Origin of the sequence: Streptomyces sp. NPDC058291 (genome assembly GCF_042880855.1) — a bacterium.
Lineage (GTDB): Bacteria > Actinomycetota > Actinomycetes > Streptomycetales > Streptomycetaceae > Streptomyces.
The window spans coordinates 26,791-44,881 of the sequence record NZ_JBHVYK010000022.1 but is presented as its reverse complement, the minus strand read 5'-3'; the positions used below and the strand labels follow the sequence as shown (position 1 = coordinate 44,881).

15 protein-coding genes and 1 riboswitch are annotated in these 18,091 nt (G+C 71.3%); of the genes, 8 read left to right on the top strand and 7 right to left on the bottom strand.

Annotation, left to right across the window (positions count from 1 at the left end):
• Nucleotides 1-2: 2 nt before the first annotated feature.
• Complete coding sequence (locus tag ACFVYK_RS14165; RefSeq protein WP_389772945.1) at nucleotides 3-695, bottom strand: response regulator; 693 nt, start codon at nucleotides 693-695, stop codon at nucleotides 3-5.
• A 157-nt stretch (nucleotides 696-852) separates the two neighbouring features.
• On the opposite strand from ACFVYK_RS14165, the gene ACFVYK_RS14160 reads away from it, so the two are divergent.
• From ACFVYK_RS14160 to ACFVYK_RS14150, 3 genes are all read left to right on the top strand, one after another.
• Entirely contained in the window at nucleotides 853-1,668 is an 816-nt protein-coding gene (locus tag ACFVYK_RS14160) for an ABC transporter ATP-binding protein (protein ID WP_389772942.1), read from the top strand.
• Nucleotides 1,658-2,521: an ABC transporter permease gene (locus ACFVYK_RS14155; protein ID WP_389772939.1), complete on the top strand. Its 864-nt coding sequence runs from the start codon at nucleotides 1,658-1,660 to the stop codon at nucleotides 2,519-2,521. The genes ACFVYK_RS14160 and ACFVYK_RS14155 overlap by 11 nt, the downstream gene beginning before the upstream one ends.
• A 97-nt stretch (nucleotides 2,522-2,618) precedes the next feature.
• Nucleotides 2,619-3,680 (top strand): ABC transporter substrate-binding protein, encoded by a 1,062-nt coding sequence (locus ACFVYK_RS14150; protein ID WP_389772936.1) that lies wholly within the window; start codon nucleotides 2,619-2,621, stop codon nucleotides 3,678-3,680.
• Nucleotides 3,681-3,783: 103 nt separating this feature from the next.
• On the opposite strand, the gene ACFVYK_RS14145 is transcribed toward ACFVYK_RS14150, so the two are convergent.
• The 4 genes from ACFVYK_RS14145 to ACFVYK_RS14130 form a co-directional block, all read right to left on the bottom strand.
• Nucleotides 3,784-4,464, bottom strand: a complete 681-nt coding sequence (locus ACFVYK_RS14145; protein WP_389772933.1) for a response regulator — start codon at nucleotides 4,462-4,464, stop codon at nucleotides 3,784-3,786.
• Nucleotides 4,461-6,164 (bottom strand): ATP-binding protein, encoded by a 1,704-nt coding sequence (locus ACFVYK_RS14140; RefSeq protein ID WP_389772931.1) that lies wholly within the window; start codon nucleotides 6,162-6,164, stop codon nucleotides 4,461-4,463. Before ACFVYK_RS14140 ends, ACFVYK_RS14145 begins: the two co-directional genes overlap by 4 nt.
• Before the next feature lie 84 nt (nucleotides 6,165-6,248).
• Nucleotides 6,249-7,190 (bottom strand): sucrase ferredoxin, encoded by a 942-nt coding sequence (locus ACFVYK_RS14135; protein WP_389772927.1) that lies wholly within the window; start codon nucleotides 7,188-7,190, stop codon nucleotides 6,249-6,251.
• A gap of 167 nt (nucleotides 7,191-7,357) precedes the next feature.
• The gene (locus ACFVYK_RS14130; protein WP_389772924.1) at nucleotides 7,358-8,614 is read right to left on the bottom strand and encodes a citrate/2-methylcitrate synthase; all 1,257 of its coding nucleotides are present in this window, start codon (nucleotides 8,612-8,614) and stop codon (nucleotides 7,358-7,360) included.
• Nucleotides 8,615-8,849: 235 nt separating this feature from the next.
• Between ACFVYK_RS14130 and ACFVYK_RS14125 the strand changes: the two genes are divergently transcribed.
• The gene (locus ACFVYK_RS14125; RefSeq protein ID WP_389772921.1) at nucleotides 8,850-10,004 is read left to right on the top strand and encodes a CobW family GTP-binding protein; all 1,155 of its coding nucleotides are present in this window, start codon (nucleotides 8,850-8,852) and stop codon (nucleotides 10,002-10,004) included.
• Nucleotides 10,005-10,054: 50 nt separating this feature from the next.
• Here ACFVYK_RS14125 and ACFVYK_RS14120 read toward each other — a convergent pair whose 3' ends face one another.
• A complete protein-coding gene (locus ACFVYK_RS14120) occupies nucleotides 10,055-12,520 on the bottom strand; it encodes a DNA topoisomerase (ATP-hydrolyzing) subunit A (protein WP_389772918.1) in 2,466 nt (821 codons plus the stop codon).
• 271 nt (nucleotides 12,521-12,791) lie between these two features.
• On the opposite strand from ACFVYK_RS14120, the gene ACFVYK_RS14115 reads away from it, so the two are divergent.
• From ACFVYK_RS14115 to ACFVYK_RS14100, 4 genes are all read left to right on the top strand, one after another.
• Entirely contained in the window at nucleotides 12,792-14,141 is a 1,350-nt protein-coding gene (locus tag ACFVYK_RS14115) for a M16 family metallopeptidase (RefSeq protein ID WP_389772915.1), read from the top strand.
• Nucleotides 14,138-15,526 (top strand): M16 family metallopeptidase, encoded by a 1,389-nt coding sequence (locus tag ACFVYK_RS14110; protein WP_389772912.1) that lies wholly within the window; start codon nucleotides 14,138-14,140, stop codon nucleotides 15,524-15,526. The genes ACFVYK_RS14115 and ACFVYK_RS14110 overlap by 4 nt, the downstream gene beginning before the upstream one ends.
• Before the next feature lie 221 nt (nucleotides 15,527-15,747).
• Nucleotides 15,748-15,914: riboswitch (cyclic di-AMP (ydaO/yuaA leader) on the top strand.
• Nucleotides 15,915-15,928: 14 nt separating this feature from the next.
• On the top strand, nucleotides 15,929-16,672 hold the full coding sequence (locus ACFVYK_RS14105; RefSeq protein ID WP_389772910.1) for a M23 family metallopeptidase: 744 nt from the start codon (nucleotides 15,929-15,931) through the stop codon (nucleotides 16,670-16,672).
• Between the two features lie 186 nt (nucleotides 16,673-16,858).
• Nucleotides 16,859-17,554, top strand: a complete 696-nt coding sequence (locus tag ACFVYK_RS14100) for a GntR family transcriptional regulator (protein ID WP_389772907.1) — start codon at nucleotides 16,859-16,861, stop codon at nucleotides 17,552-17,554.
• Between the two features lie 124 nt (nucleotides 17,555-17,678).
• Here the strand turns inward: ACFVYK_RS14100 and ACFVYK_RS14095 are convergent, their stop codons facing one another.
• Nucleotides 17,679-17,960 (bottom strand): HPr family phosphocarrier protein, encoded by a 282-nt coding sequence (locus ACFVYK_RS14095; protein WP_389772905.1) that lies wholly within the window; start codon nucleotides 17,958-17,960, stop codon nucleotides 17,679-17,681.
• Nucleotides 17,961-18,091 lie beyond the last annotated feature (131 nt).

Sequence of the window (18,091 nt, the reverse complement as noted above, 5' to 3'; positions counted from 1 at the left end):
GGCTACGGCACCACCCACGCGTACCGGTGCTCCGGGCGGCCTGTGTCGCCGTACTTCAGGGACAGATGCAGCCGTCCGGCCTGTTCCAGGTGGCGGAGGTAGCGCTGGGCGGTGGACCGGCTGAGGCCGGTCTCGGCGGCGACCTCGTGGGCGGACAGCGGTTGGCTCGCGCGGTGCAGGACGGTGCAGATCAGATCCGCCGTCGGTTCGGAGTGGCCGCTGGGCAGGCCCGGCGCGGACGGCGCCGGGCCGGTGCGCAGGGCGCCGAAGATCCGGTCGACCTGCTCCTGCCCGGCGACGCCGTGGCCGCCCACCCGGTCGACGGTGCGGCACAGAGCGGCGTAGGAGTCCAGGCGGGTGCGCAGCGCTGCGAACGTGAACGGTTTGACCAGGTAGTGCAGGGCGCCCAGCCGCATCGCGGTCTGCACGGTCGTCACGTCGCCCGCCGCTGTGATCATGATGACGTCGGTGCCGTGGCCCTGCTCCCGCATGCGGTGGACCAGGTCGAGGCCGGTCCCGTCGGGCAGGTAGTGGTCGAGCAGGACCAGGTCGATGGTCCCGCGCTGCACGCAGGCGAGCGCCTGGGCAGCACTGTGCGCGCGGGCGGCGACCCGGAAACCGGGAACCTTCCCCACGTACTTGGCGTTGATCTCGGCGACACGGAAGTCGTCGTCGACCACCAGGACGTCAATCATCGGGCTCTCCTGAGGGCCAGGCGGGCGTCGAGCCCGGGTTTCGGCTTCGCTGTTGTAGCGCGAGCAAAACGAGCACAACAGGCCTTTGCAAGCAAAAGAAGCGCATGCGCTCAGAAGGCTGATGCTCCCTGGTGGGTCGCCTCTACCGTCCCCGGCCATGAGCGCACACACCAGCCCCGCCATCGAGCTGCGGGGCGCGAGCAAGGTCTTCAGGACCCCGTCGGGAGCCCCGCACACCGCCGTGCGGGAACTCGACCTCACCGTCGGTCACGGCGAGTTCGTGGCCGTCGTCGGACCGACCGGTTGCGGGAAGTCGACCACGCTGACCCTGGTCAGCGGTCTTGAGGAGCCCACCCAGGGGGAGGTTCTGGTCGCCGGGCAGCCCGTGCGGGGCGTCGGCGACAAGGTCGGTTTCGTCTTCCAGCAGGACGCGACCTTTCCGTGGCGCACGGTCCTGTCGAACGTCATGGCCGGCCCCCGCTTCCGCGGGGTGCCCAAGGCGGAGGCGAAGAGCAGGGCCCGGGAATGGCTCGGCCGGGTCGGACTCTCCGCCTTCGAGGACCGCTACCCGCACCAGCTCTCCGGCGGCCAGCGCAAACGCGTCGCCCTCGCCGCGACCTTCGTCAACGACCCCGCGATCCTGCTCATGGACGAGCCGTTCTCCGCGCTCGACGTGCAGACCAGGGCTCTGATGTCGGACGAGTTGCTCGAACTGTGGGAGGGCACGGGCGCGTCCGTCGTGTTCGTCACCCACGACCTGGAGGAGTCCATCGCGTTGGCCGACAAGGTCGTCGTGATGACCGCAGGTCCCGCGACCGTGAAGCAGGTCTTCGACATCGACCTGCCGCGGCCGCGCAAGGTCGAGTCGGTACGCCTGGAGCCGCGGTTCATCGAGATCTACCGCGAGATCTGGGAGTCCCTCGGAGAAGAGGTCCGCATCACCCGCGAGAGAGGTGCGGCCCATGTCGCCTGACGTCCTCGACACACCGGTGGCCGACGCGGTCAAGGCGCCGGATCGCGCCCATGCACGCGCGCGTGCCGCACGCAGACGCAAGCTCGTCGTGATGGTGTGCCGAGTCCTGCTCCTCGTGGCCGTGCTCGCGCTGTGGGAGGGGTTGTCCCGCGCCAAGGTCATCGATCCGTTCAACTTCTCGATGCCCAGCAAGATCTGGGATCAGATCTCCACCTGGCTGACGCACGGGACCGCGCTCGGCTCGCTGGGCGAGCAGATCTGGTACACGCTCTACGAGGCGCTGCTCGGCTGGATCATCGGTGTGGTCGCCGGTGTCGTGTGCGGCATCGCGCTCGGCCGGGTCACCTTTCTCGCCGACATCCTTGGTCCATACATCAAGGTGCTCAACTCCATACCCAGGATCGTGCTGGCGCCGATCTTCGTGATCTGGTTCGGGCTCGGCCCGGCCTCCAAGGTCGCCTCGGCCGTGGTCCTGGTCTTCTTCCCCGTCTTCTTCAACGCCTTCCAGGGCGCCCGCGAGGTCGACCGCAACCTCGTCGCCAACGCCCGCATCCTCGGCGCGAGCGACCGCAGGGTGACCCTTCAGGTGGTCGTGCCCTCCGCCACCTCCTGGATCTTCACCAGCCTGCACGTGAGCTTCGGCTTCGCCCTGATCGGCGCGATCGTCGGCGAGTACATCGGCGCGACCAAGGGCATCGGGCTGCTCGTCGCGCAGTCCCAGGGCACCTTCAACGCGGCCGGCGTGTACGCGGCAATGGTCATCCTCGCGGTCGTCGCCCTGGTCGCCGAGGGGCTGCTGACCTTCGTCGAGAGCCGCATCTTCCGCTGGAAACCGACGGGCTCGGACGGCTGACCCTTCCTCGAACACCCCGGGACGGCACTTCTCGCGCATCGCCCCGTGCCGCTCCGCTCGTACCCTGCATCGCCTCTCACAAGGACGTGAACCCGCCATGCGCACAACCGCCAGATACGCGGCCGTGGCCGCCGCCGGCCTGCTCGCCCTCTCCTCGCTCACAGCCTGTGCCGACGACGCCGCCGGGACGGCGTCCAGCGGCGCCGACAGCAAGGGCGACGGCAAGGGAACCAAGGTCAAGATCATGGTCGGTGGCCTGGACAAGGTCATCTACCTGCCCGCCATGCTCACCCAGCGCCTGGGCTACTTCGACGCCGAGGGACTCGACGTCGAGCTGCTGAGCGAACCGGCCGGCGTGCAGGCCGAGACGGCACTCGTCTCCGGCCAGGTGCAGGGGGCCGTCGGCTTCTACGACCACACCCTCGACCTGCAGGTGAAGGGCAAGGAGGTGGAGTCCGTCGTCCAGTTCTCGCAGGCGCCCGGCGAGGTGGAGATCGTCTCGACCAAGGCCGAGGACGACATCGCCTCGCCCAAGGACTTCCCGGGCAAGAAGCTCGGCGTCACGGGCCTCGGCTCCTCGACCGACTTCCTCACCAAGTACCTCGCCGTCAAGAACGGCGTGAAGGTCAGCGAGTTCACCCCGGTCGCCGTGGGCGCGGGACCGACCTTCATCGCGGCGCTCCAACAAGGTGCGATCGACGGCGGCATGACGACCGACCCGACCGTGGCGACGATCCTGGACAAGAAGGCCGGCAAGATCCTCCTCGACATGCGGACGCCGCAGGGCTCCCAGGAGGCGTTCGGCGGACCGTACCCGTCGTCAAGTCTGTACATGCAGACCAGTTGGGTCAACGGCCACAAGGACACCGTCCAGAAGCTGGCCAATGCGTTCGTCAAGACCCTCAGGTGGATGTCCACACACAGCGCGAACCAGATCGCCGACAAGATGCCGGCCGACTACTCGCAGGGCGACAAGATGCTGTACTCCGCGGCCATCAAGAACACCCTGCCCATGTTCACCAAGGACGGTGTGATGCCCACGAACGGCCCCGAGACCGTGGAGAAGGTCCTCAAGGCGTTCAACCCCACCATCCAGAACGCCGACGTGGACCTCGCCAAGACCTACACGACCGAGTTCGTCGAGAAGGCGACGGGCTGACGGGCGGGCCGCCGGAAGCAGAGCGCGCGAGCCCCCGCCGCAGGGGCCGTGCCCAAGGGCGGCCGCCTCAGGAAAGGGCCGTGCCTCAGGAAAGGGCCGTGCCTCAGGCGCGGGTCGCCCACACGTAACGGTGTTCCGGGCGGCCCGCGTCGCCGTACTTCAGGGTCAGACGGGCCCTCCCCGTGCGCTCCAGGAGCTTCAGATAGCGCTGGGCGGTCTGCCGACTCACTCCGGTCCGGTCGGCGATCTCCTGGGCCGACAAGGGCCCCTCGGCGTTCATCAGCGACTGGCGTACGAGTTCGGCGGTGGTGGGGGAGTGCCCCTTGGGCAGACCGGGTTCCGAGGGGGCGGACAGGGCGCCGAAGATCCGGTCGACGTCGGCCTGCTCGGCCTCGCCGCCGCCGTCGAGGGTGCGGCGCAGATCCGCGTAGGCCTCCAGCTTGGTACGCAGACCCGCGAAGGCGAACGGTTTCACCAGGTACTGCAACGCTCCCTGGCGCATCGCGGCCTGTACCGTCCCGACGTCCCGTGCGGCGGTCACCATGATCACGTCGGCCTGGTGCCCGCGCCGCCGCATCTCCTGGACGACCTCCAGACCCGTCTCGTCGGGCAGGTAGTGGTCCAACAGGACGAGATCCAGGTGGGGCAGCGTCTCCAGCCGGTGCAGCGCCTCTGCCGCGCTGTGGGCCTCGCCCGCGACGTGGAAGCCGGGCACCTTCTCGACGTAGGCGGCGTTGACCCGGGCGACTCGGGTGTCGTCGTCCACGACCAGGACCTCGATCATCGCGAACCCTCCTCGACGGCGCCTGTGGCCGGTGCGGACCAGGCGGGTTCCGGGCCGGCCTGCGGATCCGGCCGGCCCGGCTGCGGGCCGGGCTCGGCCAGCGCCTCGGGCAGGACGACGGCGAACTCGGCGCCCCCGCCGGCCGCTTCGCCCACCGTCGCGGTGCCGCCCTGCCGCTCGGCGAGCCTGCGCACCAGCGAGAGTCCGATCCCGCGCTTGCCGTGCGCCGGCGGCTTCTTCGTGGACCAGCCCTCCGTGAAGATCATCTCGTGCTGCTCGGCCGGAACGCCGGGCCCGGTGTCGCGCACCCGCAGGACGGCGGTCCGGCCCTCCGCGCGCAGTTCGACCTCCACGCGCGCGTGCGGCTTGCCCGCGACGGCGTCGAGCGCGTTGTCCACGAGATTGCCGACGACCGTGACGAGTCCGCGCGGGTCGATCAGCCGGTCGGGCAGCCGGGTCCGGTCGGAGACCCACAGGGCGACGCCCCGCTCGGCCGCGACGGTCGCCTTGCCGACCAGCAGGGCGGCGAGCAGCGGATCCCCGATCTTCTCGGTCACCTGCTCCGCGGTGGCCCGGTGATCGCCGACCACCTCGCCGACGAACTCCACGGCGTCGTCGTACATCTCCAGTTCCAGCAGGCCCAGCAGCGTGTGCATACGGTTGGCGTGCTCGTGGTCCTGGGCCCGCAGGGCGTCGATGAGACCGTGGGTCGAGTCGAGCTCCCGGCCGAGCTGTTCCAGCTCGGTGCGGTCGCGCAGCGTGGCCACGGCGCCCCCGTCGTCGGTGGGCATGCGGTTGACGACCAGGACGCGCTGGCCGCGGACGGAGATCAGGTCGGTGCCGGCCACCCGGCCGGCCAGCACGTCGGCCGTACGGCCCGCGCCGAGGGCCTCGTCGGGGAGCCGGCCCACCGCCTCGTCGCCGATGCCCAGCAGGCGCTGGGCCTCGTCGTTGAGCAGGCGGACGCGGCCGGCCCGGTCCAGGGCGACGACGCCCTCCCGGATGCCGTGCAGCATGGCCTCGCGCTCGGCGAGCAGGGCGGAGATGTCAGAGAAGGCCAGGTCGCGGGTCTGCCGCTGGACCCGTCGTGAGATGAGCCAGGCCGCCAGCGCGCCCACGGCGAGCGCGCCTCCGGCATAGGCGAACAGCCCGGGGATCGCGTGGATGAGGCGGGCGCGCACGCTGTCGTACTCGATGCCGACCGACACCGCGCCGATGATGTGGCCGGCGCCGTCGCGCAGCGGTACCTTGCCACGGGCCGAGCGGCCCAGGGTGCCGCTGTCGATCTCCATGATCGCCCGGCCGGCCAGGGCCTCGCTCGGATCGGTCGAGACATGGCCGCCGACCTGGGCGGGATCGCGGTGGGACCAGCGGGTGCCGTGCAGGTCCATCACCACGACGTACTCCGCGCCGCTGGCCTTGCGGATCCGTTCGGCCTCCCGCTGCACCGGCCCGCCGACCGTCGGCCGCGAACGCTGGAGGTCCTCGGCGATCTGCGGCACCGCAGCAGTGGTCTGCGCGATGGCCAGCGCGCGGCGCATCGCCTGATCGTCCAGCTGGTCGCTGAGCGGGGCGAGGAACAGCCCGGTGGCGAGCACCACGACTCCCGCGGCGATCGTCAGCTGCATGAGCAGGAGCTGCGAGAACATGCGACGCGGCATTCCGAGGCGCAGGCGACGGGCGGGGGGAGTGGGGCTCATACCCAAGACGGTACGTGGACGGGACCGCGCACCCGTAGGGGCGGGTGATGTGGATCTCTTGACCGCGTCAAGAGAAACGACGGCTCAGCCCCTCGACGCCGCACCCGTGAGCTCTCGCACCGCCACCACGTCCATCCGCCCGGGGACGCCGAGGACCGACGTTCCACAGCTCTCCGGCCGGGGCGGCGACGAGGCGCCCTGGGCCACCACGACCTCCCAGTGGCGACCGTCGGTGTGCTCGACGGTCACCTCCCAGCGCGGTGCGCCCCCGGCGGTCGCCACGACGCTCAGCGCCTCCGCCGCGTCCTCTCCGGTCGCCTCGCGCACGGCCAGTTCCGCCGCCTGGCCGGGCCGCTCCCAGGCGGAGCTCCCGCGACACCCCCGCAGGAGGATCCGGCCCTCCTGGACACCGTGGAGGATCTCCTTGACGGTGTGCGCCTCGACGCGGCCGTACGCGTACCCGTGCGGCAGGACGAGCAGGGTGGGGGAGAAGCGGTGACCCCCCAGATGGGTCACCTCCCAGACGCCTTCCACCCCGGAGGCGGCCAGTTGCGCGGCCAGCGGACGGCCGAGGAGCGCGCAGCAGCGGTCGCGCTTGCCGTTGGTGCACACGAGGGCGAGCGGGTCGCCCGTGTGCGGACCGCCCCGCAGCGCGTCGTCGAAGGTGCGGTGGTCGCCCCGGCCGAGGGCGGCGAAGTCGAGGTCCAGCAACCGGCGGGGATCGTGGGTCGTGGCGCCGTGCAACCACACCCGACCGGGAGCGGTGTGGGCGGCGTACACCTGGCGCAGCGGCGGAGCGCCGAAGTCCGCGTGGCGGCCGGGGCGCCGGATGAGCGCGATGCGCACCCCGGTGCCCTGCGCGGCGGCCTCCAGGGCACGGCCCAGTGCAGGGTCCAGGTGGCTCGAGACCAGCGCCTTGGCGCCCCAGGGGCCCGCCTGCTCCAGGAGCAGCCAGGTGGTCGCCGTGGCCGCGGTTCCGGAGAGGGGCTCGTCGAGGTCCCGCGAGACGGTCGCGCACGTACTCACAGAGGTGAGCCTAACCTGACTCGCCGCGGAACGACTTGCGGGCCCGACGACGGCGCCCCCTCGGGAGCGGACGCATCCGCGGCGCCGGACGCCTCCCCGGAGCAGCGGATGACCGCAGAGATCGGCGCAGCGTCCGCGGCGGCAGCTCCGTCCGTGCGCCCGGTCTCTCAGCCGGGCAGGGGTTGCGGCGGCCTCGGGCCCGCATAGTGTCCGCTCGGCCGCATCCTCAAGGGGCGTTCGCCGTACTCCTCCAGGGCGTGCGCGATCCAGCCCGCCGTACGGGCGACGGCGAAGATCGTCTCGCCGGCCGACGCCTCCATGCCGCTCGACGCGGTGAGGACGGCGAGCGCCAGGTCCACATTGGCGTGCAGCGGTGCGTGGCGGGCGGTCGTGGCCACGACGTCCCGGGCCGCGGCCAGGGCGGGCGCGGCTTCGGGGAGCTCCTCCAGGAGGGCGAACAGAGCACGCGCGCGGGGGTCCTCGCCGGGGTAGAGCGGGTGGCCGAGACCGGGGACGCGACGACCGGCCCGCAGCTCCTCCGCGATCACGGGCCCCGCGCTGCCGACGTCGAGCACGTCGAGCAGCATCCGGTGGGCGAGCCCGCCGGCCGCGCCGTGCAGCGGTCCCTCGATCACGCCGAGGCCCGCGGACACGGCCGCGTAGGCGTGCGCGCGGGCCGAGGCGGCGACGCGCACCGCGAGCGTCGAGGCGGCGAGATCATGGTCGACCAGCAGGCCGAGAGCCGTGTCGAGGACGTGCAGCTGCGCCTTGCCGGCCGGCCGCCCGCTCAGCCGCCCCCACAGGCGGCCGGCGAGGGAGCCCCCGTCGCGGTGGGAGGGGCGCCTCGCAGGCAGAGCGGCGACCAGGGTGGGGATGAGGACGCGAGCCGTGGCGAGCACCGCTTCCTCGGACAGGTCGAAGCGCAGGGGATCGGCCGCCCCGGCGGCGACGGCCGCGACCCGCAACCGGTCCACGGGACCGGTGTGGCCGGGCAGGGCGCCGACGACACGACGGGCTGCCTCGACCGACGCCTCGGGCGCGGTGAAGGTGGCGCCGGGCCGCATCCGGCCCGTCCACAGCCACTCCGCGACCTCCTCGTAGGAGTGCCGGGCGGTCAGATCGACGGCGTCGACGCCCCGGAAGTAGTAGCGGTCCCCTTCGATGAGCGTGAGGCGCGTGCGCACGAACGGCTCCGTCCCCGACCCCGGACGTCGGCCGACCACCCGCCCGGTACGACGAGCCAGAGCCTCGACCTCCTGGGCGTCGAAGGTGCTGCCCCGACCGCCGGGCGCGCGTCGGCTGCTGAGCCGGCCGCGGCTGACGTACGCGTACACGGTGTCGGTTTTCACGCCGAGCAGCTCGGCGGCCTCTTTGGTGCTCAGCCGTCGTTCGGGGTGGCCGGGGCCGGATTCCTGATCACGCATGGGAGTCACCGTATCCACCAGCCCAGGTGTGGATTCCGTGCCTGTGGACAACGGTGTCTCAACGTGGGCCGTCCGTCGTCAAGCACGCGTCCGGAGGCGGGGACGGGTGAGTTGACGTGTCGGCAAGCGTTGACTTCGTGGGGTCTTCCGCGGCTCGTATCCTGGGCCGCGGTCCATCCTCGTGGGGGCGCCGGGCCCGCGAACCGGCGCACCGCAGGCGCAAGAGAGGTCGCACGTGTCGCAGAGCCGCAGTCCGCATCAGATCCCGGTCGTCGTGCTCGCCGGATTCCTCGGCTCCGGCAAGACGACCCTGCTCAACCATCTGCTGCACCGCAGCGGAGGCAGCCGGATCGGCGCGATCGTCAACGACTTCGGCGCCATCGAGATCGACGCCATGGCCGTGGCCGGCGCGCTCGGCGACTCCACGGTCTCCCTCGGCAACGGCTGCCTGTGCTGTGCCGTCGACACCAGCGAGCTGGACGTCTACCTCGAACGGCTCGCCCGCCCGGCCGCCGGCATCGATGTCATCGTGATCGAGGCGAGTGGACTGGCGGAGCCCCAGGAGCTGGTGCGGATGGTGCTCGCCGCCGGCCATCCCCGGATCATGTACGGCGGACTCGTCGAGGTCGTCGACGCGGCCGAGTTCGACGCGACCCGGGTGAGACACCCCGAGATCGACCGGCACCTCGCCCTCGCCGACCTGGTCGTGGTGAACAAACTGGACCGCGTGTCCGACGCCGGCCGGGTCCTCGGACTGGTCCGCTCCCTCGCCGACCGCGCCGCCGTCGTCCCCGCGACCTACGGCCGCATCGACCCCGAGTTCCTCTTCGACCGCAGGCCGAGCGAGGAGCGCGTCGGGCAGCTCACCTTCGACGATCTGCACGACCGCGGCGCGGACGAACACGCCGACCATCTCCACACCGCCTACGACAGCCTCTCCTTCACGTCCGAAGTCCCGCTGGGACCGAAACGGTTGATGGAGTTCCTGGACACCCGACCGGAGGGGCTGTACCGGATCAAGGGGTATGTCGATTTCGGTCCGCACGATCCGGCCAACAGGTACGCCGTGCACGCCGTCGGGCGCTTCCTCCGCTTCCAGCCCGAGCCCTGGCCGTCCGGCGCGGCCCGCCGCACCGAGCTCGTCCTCATCGGCTCCGGTATCGACGCCGCCGCCCTGGGCGCGGCACTGGAGGCCTGCGTGAGCGACGCCCCACCCGCCGGCGAACACGACATGTGGGGCGTCCTGCGCTACGTACAGGACCCCGAGGACCGAGAGGGCCCCGAGGGCACGGAGTATGCCGACGGCCTCCAGGAGCCCGGCGACCTCGAGGGTTCCGGGCCACCCCGGGACCTCCGGCACGAGGCCTTCCAGGAGGCCCAGGCCCAATAGGCCCAGGAGGCCCAGGCCCAAGAGGCCCAAGAGGCCCGGGAGGCCGGGGTCTAGACCGGCCCAGCCACCACCGACACCGTCTTCGGCAGCGACACGCCCGAGCCGTCACGGCGCGGGTCGACCTCCGGCAGATCGGCCGGCAGACCGTTCTTCTGCGCCGCCTTGGCCGGGACGGGGCCCGCCCAGGCCAGAGACAGGCAGTCCTCGCCCTTGAGGAACCGCTGGCAGCGCACCCCGCCGGTGGCCCGGCCCTTGCGCGGGTACTGGTCGAAGGGGGTGAGCTTGGCGGTCGTCTGGACCGAGTCGTCCAGAGTGCCGCGCGAGCCCGCGATGGTGAAGACGACCGCGTCCGCCGCGGGATCGACCGCCGTGAACGAGATCACCTTGGCGCCCTCGGTGAGCTTGATGCCCGTCATACCGCCGGCCGGTCGGCCCTGTGGACGCACCTGCGATGCCTGGTAGCGCAGCAGTTGGGCGTCGTCGGTGATGAAGACCAGGTCCTCCTCACCGGTGCGCAGCTCGACGGCGCCGACGATCCGGTCGCCGTCCCGCAGGCCGATGACCTCCAGCTCGCCCTTGTTGGTCGGGTAGTCGGGCACGACGCGCTTGACGACGCCCTGTTCGGTGCCGATCGCCAGACCGGGGGACGATTCGTCGAGCGTGGTCAGGCAGATCACCGTCTCGTCGCCCTCCAGGGAGACGAACTCCGCGAGCGGGGCGCCGCCCGACAGGTTCGGCACCGACGCGGTGTCGGGGAGCTGCGGTAGATCGACGACGTTGATCCGCAGCAGGCGGCCCGAGGAGGTGACCACGCCGATCTCCCCGCGCGCGGTGGCCGCAACGGCCGAGACGATCACATCGTGTTTGGTGCGCCGGCCGTCCGAGTCCTCGGAGCTCTCGGCGAAGGGCTCGGCGTTCGCGGTGCGCGCCAGCAGGCCCGTCGAGGACAGCAGCACACGGCAGGGGTCGTCGGCGACCTGCAGGGGCACGGCGGCGGCCGTGGCGCCCGAGGACTCCAGCAGCACCGTACGGCGCTCGGTGCCGAACTTCTTCGCCACCGCGGCCAGTTCGGCCGAGACCAGCTTGCGCAGCTCCGCGTCCGAGTCGAGGATCCGGGTCAGCTCGGCGATCTCCTCGTTGAGCCGTTCCTTCTCCGCCTCCAGCTCGATGCGGTCGAACCTGGTGAGCCTGCGCAGCGGGGTGTCCAGGATGTACTGGGTCTGGACGTCCGACAGCGAGAAGCGCTCCATGAGGCGCTCCTTGGCCTGAGCGCTGTTGTCGCTGGAGCGGATCAGCCGGATGACCTCGTCGATGTCGACGAGCGCCGTCAGCAGGCCCTCCACCAGGTGCAGGCGGTCGCGGCGCTTGGTGCGGCGGAACTCGCTGCGCCGGCGCACGACGTTGAAGCGGTGGTCGAGGTAGACCTCCAGGAGTTCCTTCAGGCCCAGCGTGAGCGGCTGGCCGTCGACCAGCGCCACGTTGTTGATGCCGAAGGACTCCTCCATGGGCGTCAGCTTGTAGAGCTGCTCCAGGACCGCCTCGGGCACGAAGCCGTTCTTGATCTCGATGACCAGGCGCAGGCCGTGCGCGCGGTCGGTGAGGTCCTTGACGTCGGCGATGCCCTGGATCTTCTTCGAGCCGACGAGGTCCTTGATCTTGGCGATGACCTTCTCGGGGCCCACCGTGAAGGGCAGTTCGGTGACGACCAGGCCCTTGCGGCGGGCCGTGACGGTCTCCACCGCCACCGTGGCGCGGATCTTGAAGGTGCCGCGTCCGCTCTCGTAGGCGTCCCGGATGCCGGAGAGGCCGACGATGCGGCCGCCGGTGGGCAGGTCGGGACCCGGGACGAACTTCATCAGGGCGTCCAGATCCGCGCCGGGGTGACGGATCAGGTGACGGGCGGCCGCGACGACCTCGCCCAGGTTGTGCGGCGGCATGTTGGTGGCCATGCCGACCGCGATGCCGGAGGCGCCGTTGACCAGGAGGTTCGGGAAGGCGGCGGGCAGCGCGACCGGCTCCTGCTCCTGGCCGTCGTAGTTGGGCGCGAAATCGACCGTGTCCTCGTCGATCGACTCCGTCATCAGGCTCGTCGCCGCGGCCTGACGGCACTCGGTGTAGCGCATGGCGGCCGGCGGGTCGTCGTTGCCCAGCGAGCCGAAGTTGCCGTGACCGTCGACCAGCGGCAGCCGCATGGAGAAGGGCTGGGCCATCCGCACCAGGGCGTCGTAGATCGACGCGTCGCCGTGCGGGTGCAGCTTGCCCATGACCTCGCCGACGACACGGGCGCACTTGACGTAGCCGCGCTCGGGGCGCAGGCCCATCTCGTTCATCTGGTAGACGATGCGGCGGTGCACCGGCTTCAGACCGTCACGGGCGTCCGGCAGGGCGCGGGAGTAGATGACCGAGTACGCGTACTCGAGGAAGGAGCCCTGCATCTCGTCGACGACGTCGATGTCGAGGATGCGCTCCTCGTACGAGTCGTCGGGCGGCGGGGTCTTCGTGCTGCGGCGGGCCATCGCTGCCGGCTCCTTGCTGGGGCGTGTGACGGGATCTGACGCGGACCATTGTGGACCGTGGCACTGACAGGGCGGGCGAGGACCCGGCGTCGACCGTCCGGGCCCGTACGCAGAGGCACCTCCTCCACGGCTGCCCGCAGGCTACGCGATCTCGCTCTCGGCGTACGTCGCCCGGGAACTTCGCCGACCGTCCGCACGCTTGCATACAGTGGCAGGACCGGCAGGAAAACCGCGGTTTCGACGACCGCGTCCGCGATCGGAAGGGACGTACATGCCCATGGGTCACACGGCCACAGCCCAGGCAGGCTCCGGGGGCCTGACAGCGACCGAGCACCGCCTGGCCAACGGGCTGCGCGTGGTGCTGTCGGAGGACCACCTGACCCCCGTCGCGGCGGTGTGCCTCTGGTACGACGTCGGCTCGCGCCACGAAGTCAAGGGGCGTACCGGCCTTGCTCACCTTTTCGAGCACCTGATGTTCCAGGGCTCCGGCCAGGTCAAGGGCAACGGCCACTTCGAGCTGGTCCAGGGCGCGGGTGGATCGCTCAACGGCACCACCAGCTTCGAGCGCACCAACTACTTCGAGACCATGCCCGCGCACCAGCTGGAGCTCGCCCTGTGGCTGGAGGCCGACCGCATGGGCTCGCTGCTCACCGCGCTCGACGACGAGTCGATGGAGAACCAGCGCGACGTCGTCAAGAACGAGCGCCGCCAGCGCTACGACAACGTCCCCTACGGCACGGCCTTCGAGAAGCTGACCGCTCTGGCCTACCCGGACGGCCACCCGTACCACCACACGCCGATCGGCTCGATGGCCGACCTGGACGCGGCGACGCTGGAGGACGCGCGCGCGTTCTTCCGCACCTACTACGCGCCCAACAACGCGGTGCTCTCCGTGGTGGGCGACATCGACCCCGAGCAGACGCTCGCCTGGGTCGAGAAGTACTTCGGCTCCATCTCGGGCCACGACGGCAAGCCCGCGCCCCGTGACGGCGCACTGCCCGACGTCATCGGCGAGCAGCTCCGTGAGGTCGTCGAGGAGGAGGTGCCGGCCCGCGCGCTGATGGCCGCCTACCGGCTGCCGCAGGACGGCACGCGCGCGTGCGACGCCGCCGACCTGGCGCTCACCGTCCTCGGCGGCGGCGAGTCCTCCCGCCTGTACAACCGGCTCGTGCGCCGCGACCGCACCGCTGTGGCGGCCGGTTTCGGCCTGCTGCGGCTCGCCGGTGCGCCCTCCCTGGGCTGGCTGGACGTGAAGACGTCCGGCGACGTGGAGGTGCCCGTCATCGAGGCCGCCATCGACGAGGAGCTCGCCCGGTTCGCCGAGGAGGGTCCCACCGACGAGGAGATGGAGCGCGCCCAGGCCCAGTTGGAGCGCGAGTGGCTGGACCGGCTCGGCACGGTCGCCGGCCGTGCCGACGAACTGTGCCGGTTCGCCGTCCTGTTCGGCGACCCGCAGCTGGCTCTGACCGCCGTCCAGCGCGTGCTGGACGTGACGGCCGAAGAGGTGCGGGAGGTCGCCAAGGCCCGACTGCGCCCCGACAACCGCGCGGTGCTCGTCTACGAGCCGACCGCCGCCGAAGCCCCCGCCGACCAGGACGAGAACGAGGAGGCGGCCCGGTGACCGAGCTCGCCACGATGGACTTCCACCCCCAGCCCGCGGCGGGCGAGGCCAAGCCGTGGGCGTTTCCGGCGCCCGAGCGCGGCACGCTGGACAACGGCCTGACCGTGCTGCACTGCCACCGTCCCGGCCAGCAGGTCGTGGCCGTCGAGGTCATCCTCGACGCGCCCCTGGACGCCGAGCCGGCCGGTCTCGACGGCATCGCCACGATCATGGCGCGCGCCTTCTCCGAGGGCACCGACAAGCACTCCGCCGAGGATTTCGCCGCCGAACTGGAGCGCTGCGGCGCCACTCTGGACGCGCACGCCGACCACCCCGGCGTCCGCCTCAGTCTCGAGGTGCCGGCCTCGCGCCTGGCCAAGGGCCTCGGTCTGCTCGCCGACGCGCTGCGGGCACCCGCGTTCGCCGACAGCGAGGTGGAGCGCCTCGTCCGCAACCGTCTGGACGAGATCCCGCACGAGCTGGCCAACCCCGCCCGGCGCGCCGCCAAGGAGCTCTCCAAGGAGCTGTTCCCGGCCACCGCGCGCATGTCGCGCCCGCGCCAGGGCACCGCGGAGACGGTCGAGAAGATCGACTCGGCCGCCGTCCGCGCCTTCTACGACCGGCACGTCCGCCCGGCCACGGCCACCGCCGTCGTCGTCGGCGACCTCACCGGAGTCGACCTCAAGGCGCTCCTGGACGACACCCTGGGCGCCTGGACGGGCTCCTCGGCAGAGCCGCGGCCGGTGCCGCCGGTGACCGCCGACGACGCCGGCCGGGTCGTCATCGTGGACCGCCCCGGCGCCGTCCAGACGCAGTTGCTGATCGGCCGGATCGGCCCCGACCGGCACGACCGCGTGTGGCCCGCCCAGGTGCTCGGCACGTACTGCCTCGGCGGCACCCTCACCTCCCGCCTGGACCGGGTCCTGCGGGAGGAGAAGGGCTACACCTACGGCGTGCGCGCCTTCGGGCAGGTCCTGCGGTCCGCCCCGGACGGCTCGGGCGCGGCGATGCTCGCCATCAGCGGCTCGGTGGACACCCCCAACACCGGTCCCGCGCTGGACGACCTGTGGAAGGTGCTGCGCACCCTCGCCGCCGACGGCCTGACCGACGCCGAGCGGGACGTGGCCGTGCAGAACCTGGTCGGGGTGGCGCCGCTGAAGTTCGAGACCGCCGCGGCTGTGGCGGGCACGCTCGCAGACCAGGTGGAACAGCACCTGCCCGACGACTTCCAGGCGACGCTGTACCGGCAACTGACGGCGACGGGCACGGTGGAGGCCACCGCGGCCGCCGTGAACGCCTTCCCGGTGGACCGGTTGGTGACGGTCCTGGTGGGTGACGCGGCACAGATCAGGGAGCCGGTCGAGGCCCTCGGCATCGGCGAGGTGAAGGTCGTCTCCGCGGAGTAGTCCGGCAACGGCACGCGCGTGTGGGGGCCCTGGTCGACGCAAGCGTCACCAGGGCCTCCGTGTGAGGGAATTGAACCCGTGATGTGTCCGAATTGCGGCGGAGTCCCCCATCTGCCCTGTGGGATGCGCTACAAAAACCGGGATTCGTTTGAGGAGGGAAACCCGGGCCGTTTAGCGTCATCCGGGCTGTTCGTCAGGCAGTGCGCCGCAGCCGCGGCACCGGACAGTCATCGCCGAGTCCCCGCATGGCGCGAGCCAGGGGAGCCGGGGACCCACTTGTGAAGTCCCTGGGGTGAATCGGACGCCCGCGCGAAGGCGAGGGGGTCCGTAGGAGACCTTCCTGCTCCGAACCCGTCAGCTAACCCGGTAGGCGAGAGGGAAGGAAAGGACACCCCTGACTTCATGGCGTTCACCTGCGCCACCGGGAAGCATCGTCGGCCCAGCCGGATGCAGCGCACCACCGCCCGCGCGGCGGGCGTCGCGGCCCTCACCACCACCGGCGTGATGGCGACCGTCGCCTCCGCCCCGGCCTTCGCCGCCGAGCCCACCCCCGAGCAGACCGGCCTGATCCCCGTCGTCACCGCCGGCGAGGCCGTCGTCGAGCAGCTCGACGACCAGGTCGCCGTACAGAAGCAGGCCGCCTTCGAGGAGGCCGCCCGCCAGGCCGCCGCCAAGAAGGCCGTCGAGGAGCGCGAGGCACGCGTGCGTGCCGCTCGCGAGGCCGAGCGCAGGCGCCTGAACACCTTCGTGATGCCGATCACCGGCTCCTACGTCTCCACCGGCTACCAGGCCAGCAGCTCGCTGTGGTCCTCCGGCAGCCACACCGGCATCGACTTCCACGCCGCCAGCGGCACCACCGTGCACGCGGTCGGCTCCGGCACCGTGGTCGAGACCGGCTGGGGCGGGGCGTACGGCAACCAGGTGGTCATCCGGATGAACGACGGGACGTACACCCAGTACGGCCACCTGTCGTCCATCGAGGTGTCGGTGGGACAGCAGGTCACCCCGGGACAGCGCATCGCGCTCTCCGGCGCCACCGGCAACGTCACCGGCCCGCATCTGCACTTCGAGGCCCGCACCACCCCGGAGTACGGCTCGGACATGGACCCCGTCGCCTATCTCCGCGGGCACGGCGTGAACGTCTGACGACGCCTGACGGCAGATCGTCCGGCCCCGGCCCTTCGGCCGGGGCTTTACCGTTTCCCGGGGCATGCTGTCCAAAAAATATCCATGGATTCCGGCCCGCCATCGGAAATTCCCGTTCATTGCAATAGAGTCGCTGAACGCACGTCAATCGTCGACGTTTCACGGGGATTAAGGCGGAGGTCCGTCATGCGTATTCCGGCGCACTCGGTGTGCACGGCCGTCCGGGACGACATCGTCGCGGGTGTCTACGAGCGCGGCAGCCGCCTCACCGAGGAACTCCTCGCCCGCCGCTACGGCGTCTCCCGTGTTCCCGTCCGGGAGGCGCTGCGCACGCTGGAGGCCGAGGGCTTCGTGGTCACGCGGCGGCACGCGGGCGCGTGCGTGGCCGAGCCGACCGAGCAGGAGGCCGGCGACCTGCTGGAGATGCGGATGCTGCTGGAGCCGTTCGGCGCCTCCCGGGCCGCCCAGCGGCGCACCGAGGCCCACCTGAAGGTGTTGCGCGGGCTCGTCCGGCTGGGCCAGGAGCGGGCCAGAAGGGGCAGCAGCGACGATCTGCGCTCCTTGGGAGGCTGGTTCCACGAGACGCTCGCCCAGGCCTCCGGAAGCCCCGCCCTGACCTCGATGCTCACCCAGCTGCGTCACAAGATCGCCTGGATGTACACGGTGGACGCCCCGGCGGACCCGGTGGAGTCCTGGGCGGAGCACGGCGCGATCGTGGACGCGGTGACGCGCGGGGACGGGGAGCGCGCCCGGACGATCACGGCGCTGCACACCGAGCGTTCGACGTCGGCGCACCGGCTGCGCTTTTCCGGCGCAGCGGACCGCGCCGACCGTGTGAGAACTTCGCAACCTCCCGTAAACATGTCGGGTCTGCGGCATTAACACGGGGGCCGTATACAAAGAAGGGGATAATTCGCGGGAGATTATTTCCGCTGCCCGGGAACGGGAAATGTGAAGGGCTCGCCCGATAATTCGGGCGAGCCCTTCACTGAATACGACGACGTGCTCAGACGGTCTCGGGGAGTTCCTCGAGGCCCTCGGCGACCAGCTTGGCCAGTCGGTCGAGTGCGACGTCCGCGCCCTCGGCGTCGGAGGCGAGGACGACCTCCTCGCCGCCCTGGGCGCCCAGGCCGAGCACGGCCAGCATGGAGGCCGCGTTGACGGGGTTGCCGTCGGCCTTGGCGATCGTCACGGGGATGCCTGCGGCCGTGGCGGCCCGGACGAAGATGGAAGCGGGGCGGGCGTGGAGGCCCTCGGCCCAGCCGACGTTGACGCGGCGCTCAGCCATGTGATGCTGCCCTTCGGTGTTCAGGTTGTCTAGACCAGTGTTCCACACGTGAAGCGTGTGAGGGAGAGTACGTTTCGTCCTCTCCCCGCGTGGTCGTCGGATCGCGGCCTCGACCCGACGTCCGTCCTGCA

Bases quoted from the DNA above. Each gene is read 5' to 3' on its own strand.
- ACFVYK_RS14165 (WP_389772945.1), bottom strand. From the start codon at position 695: ATGATTGACGTCCTGGTGGTCGACGACGACTTCCGTGTCGCCGAGATC.
- ACFVYK_RS14160 (WP_389772942.1), top strand. From the start codon at position 853: ATGAGCGCACACACCAGCCCCGCCATCGAGCTGCGGGGCGCGAGCAAG.
- ACFVYK_RS14155 (WP_389772939.1), top strand. From the start codon at position 1,658: ATGTCGCCTGACGTCCTCGACACACCGGTGGCCGACGCGGTCAAGGCG.
- ACFVYK_RS14150 (WP_389772936.1), top strand. From the start codon at position 2,619: ATGCGCACAACCGCCAGATACGCGGCCGTGGCCGCCGCCGGCCTGCTC.
- ACFVYK_RS14145 (WP_389772933.1), bottom strand. From the start codon at position 4,464: ATGATCGAGGTCCTGGTCGTGGACGACGACACCCGAGTCGCCCGGGTC.
- ACFVYK_RS14140 (WP_389772931.1), bottom strand. From the start codon at position 6,164: ATGAGCCCCACTCCCCCCGCCCGTCGCCTGCGCCTCGGAATGCCGCGT.
- ACFVYK_RS14130 (WP_389772924.1), bottom strand. From the start codon at position 8,614: ATGCGTGATCAGGAATCCGGCCCCGGCCACCCCGAACGACGGCTGAGC.
- ACFVYK_RS14120 (WP_389772918.1), bottom strand. From the start codon at position 12,520: ATGGCCCGCCGCAGCACGAAGACCCCGCCGCCCGACGACTCGTACGAG.
- ACFVYK_RS14115 (WP_389772915.1), top strand. From the start codon at position 12,792: ATGCCCATGGGTCACACGGCCACAGCCCAGGCAGGCTCCGGGGGCCTG.
- ACFVYK_RS14105 (WP_389772910.1), top strand. From the start codon at position 15,929: ATGGCGTTCACCTGCGCCACCGGGAAGCATCGTCGGCCCAGCCGGATG.
- ACFVYK_RS14100 (WP_389772907.1), top strand. From the start codon at position 16,859: ATGCGTATTCCGGCGCACTCGGTGTGCACGGCCGTCCGGGACGACATC.
- ACFVYK_RS14095 (WP_389772905.1), bottom strand. From the start codon at position 17,960: ATGGCTGAGCGCCGCGTCAACGTCGGCTGGGCCGAGGGCCTCCACGCC.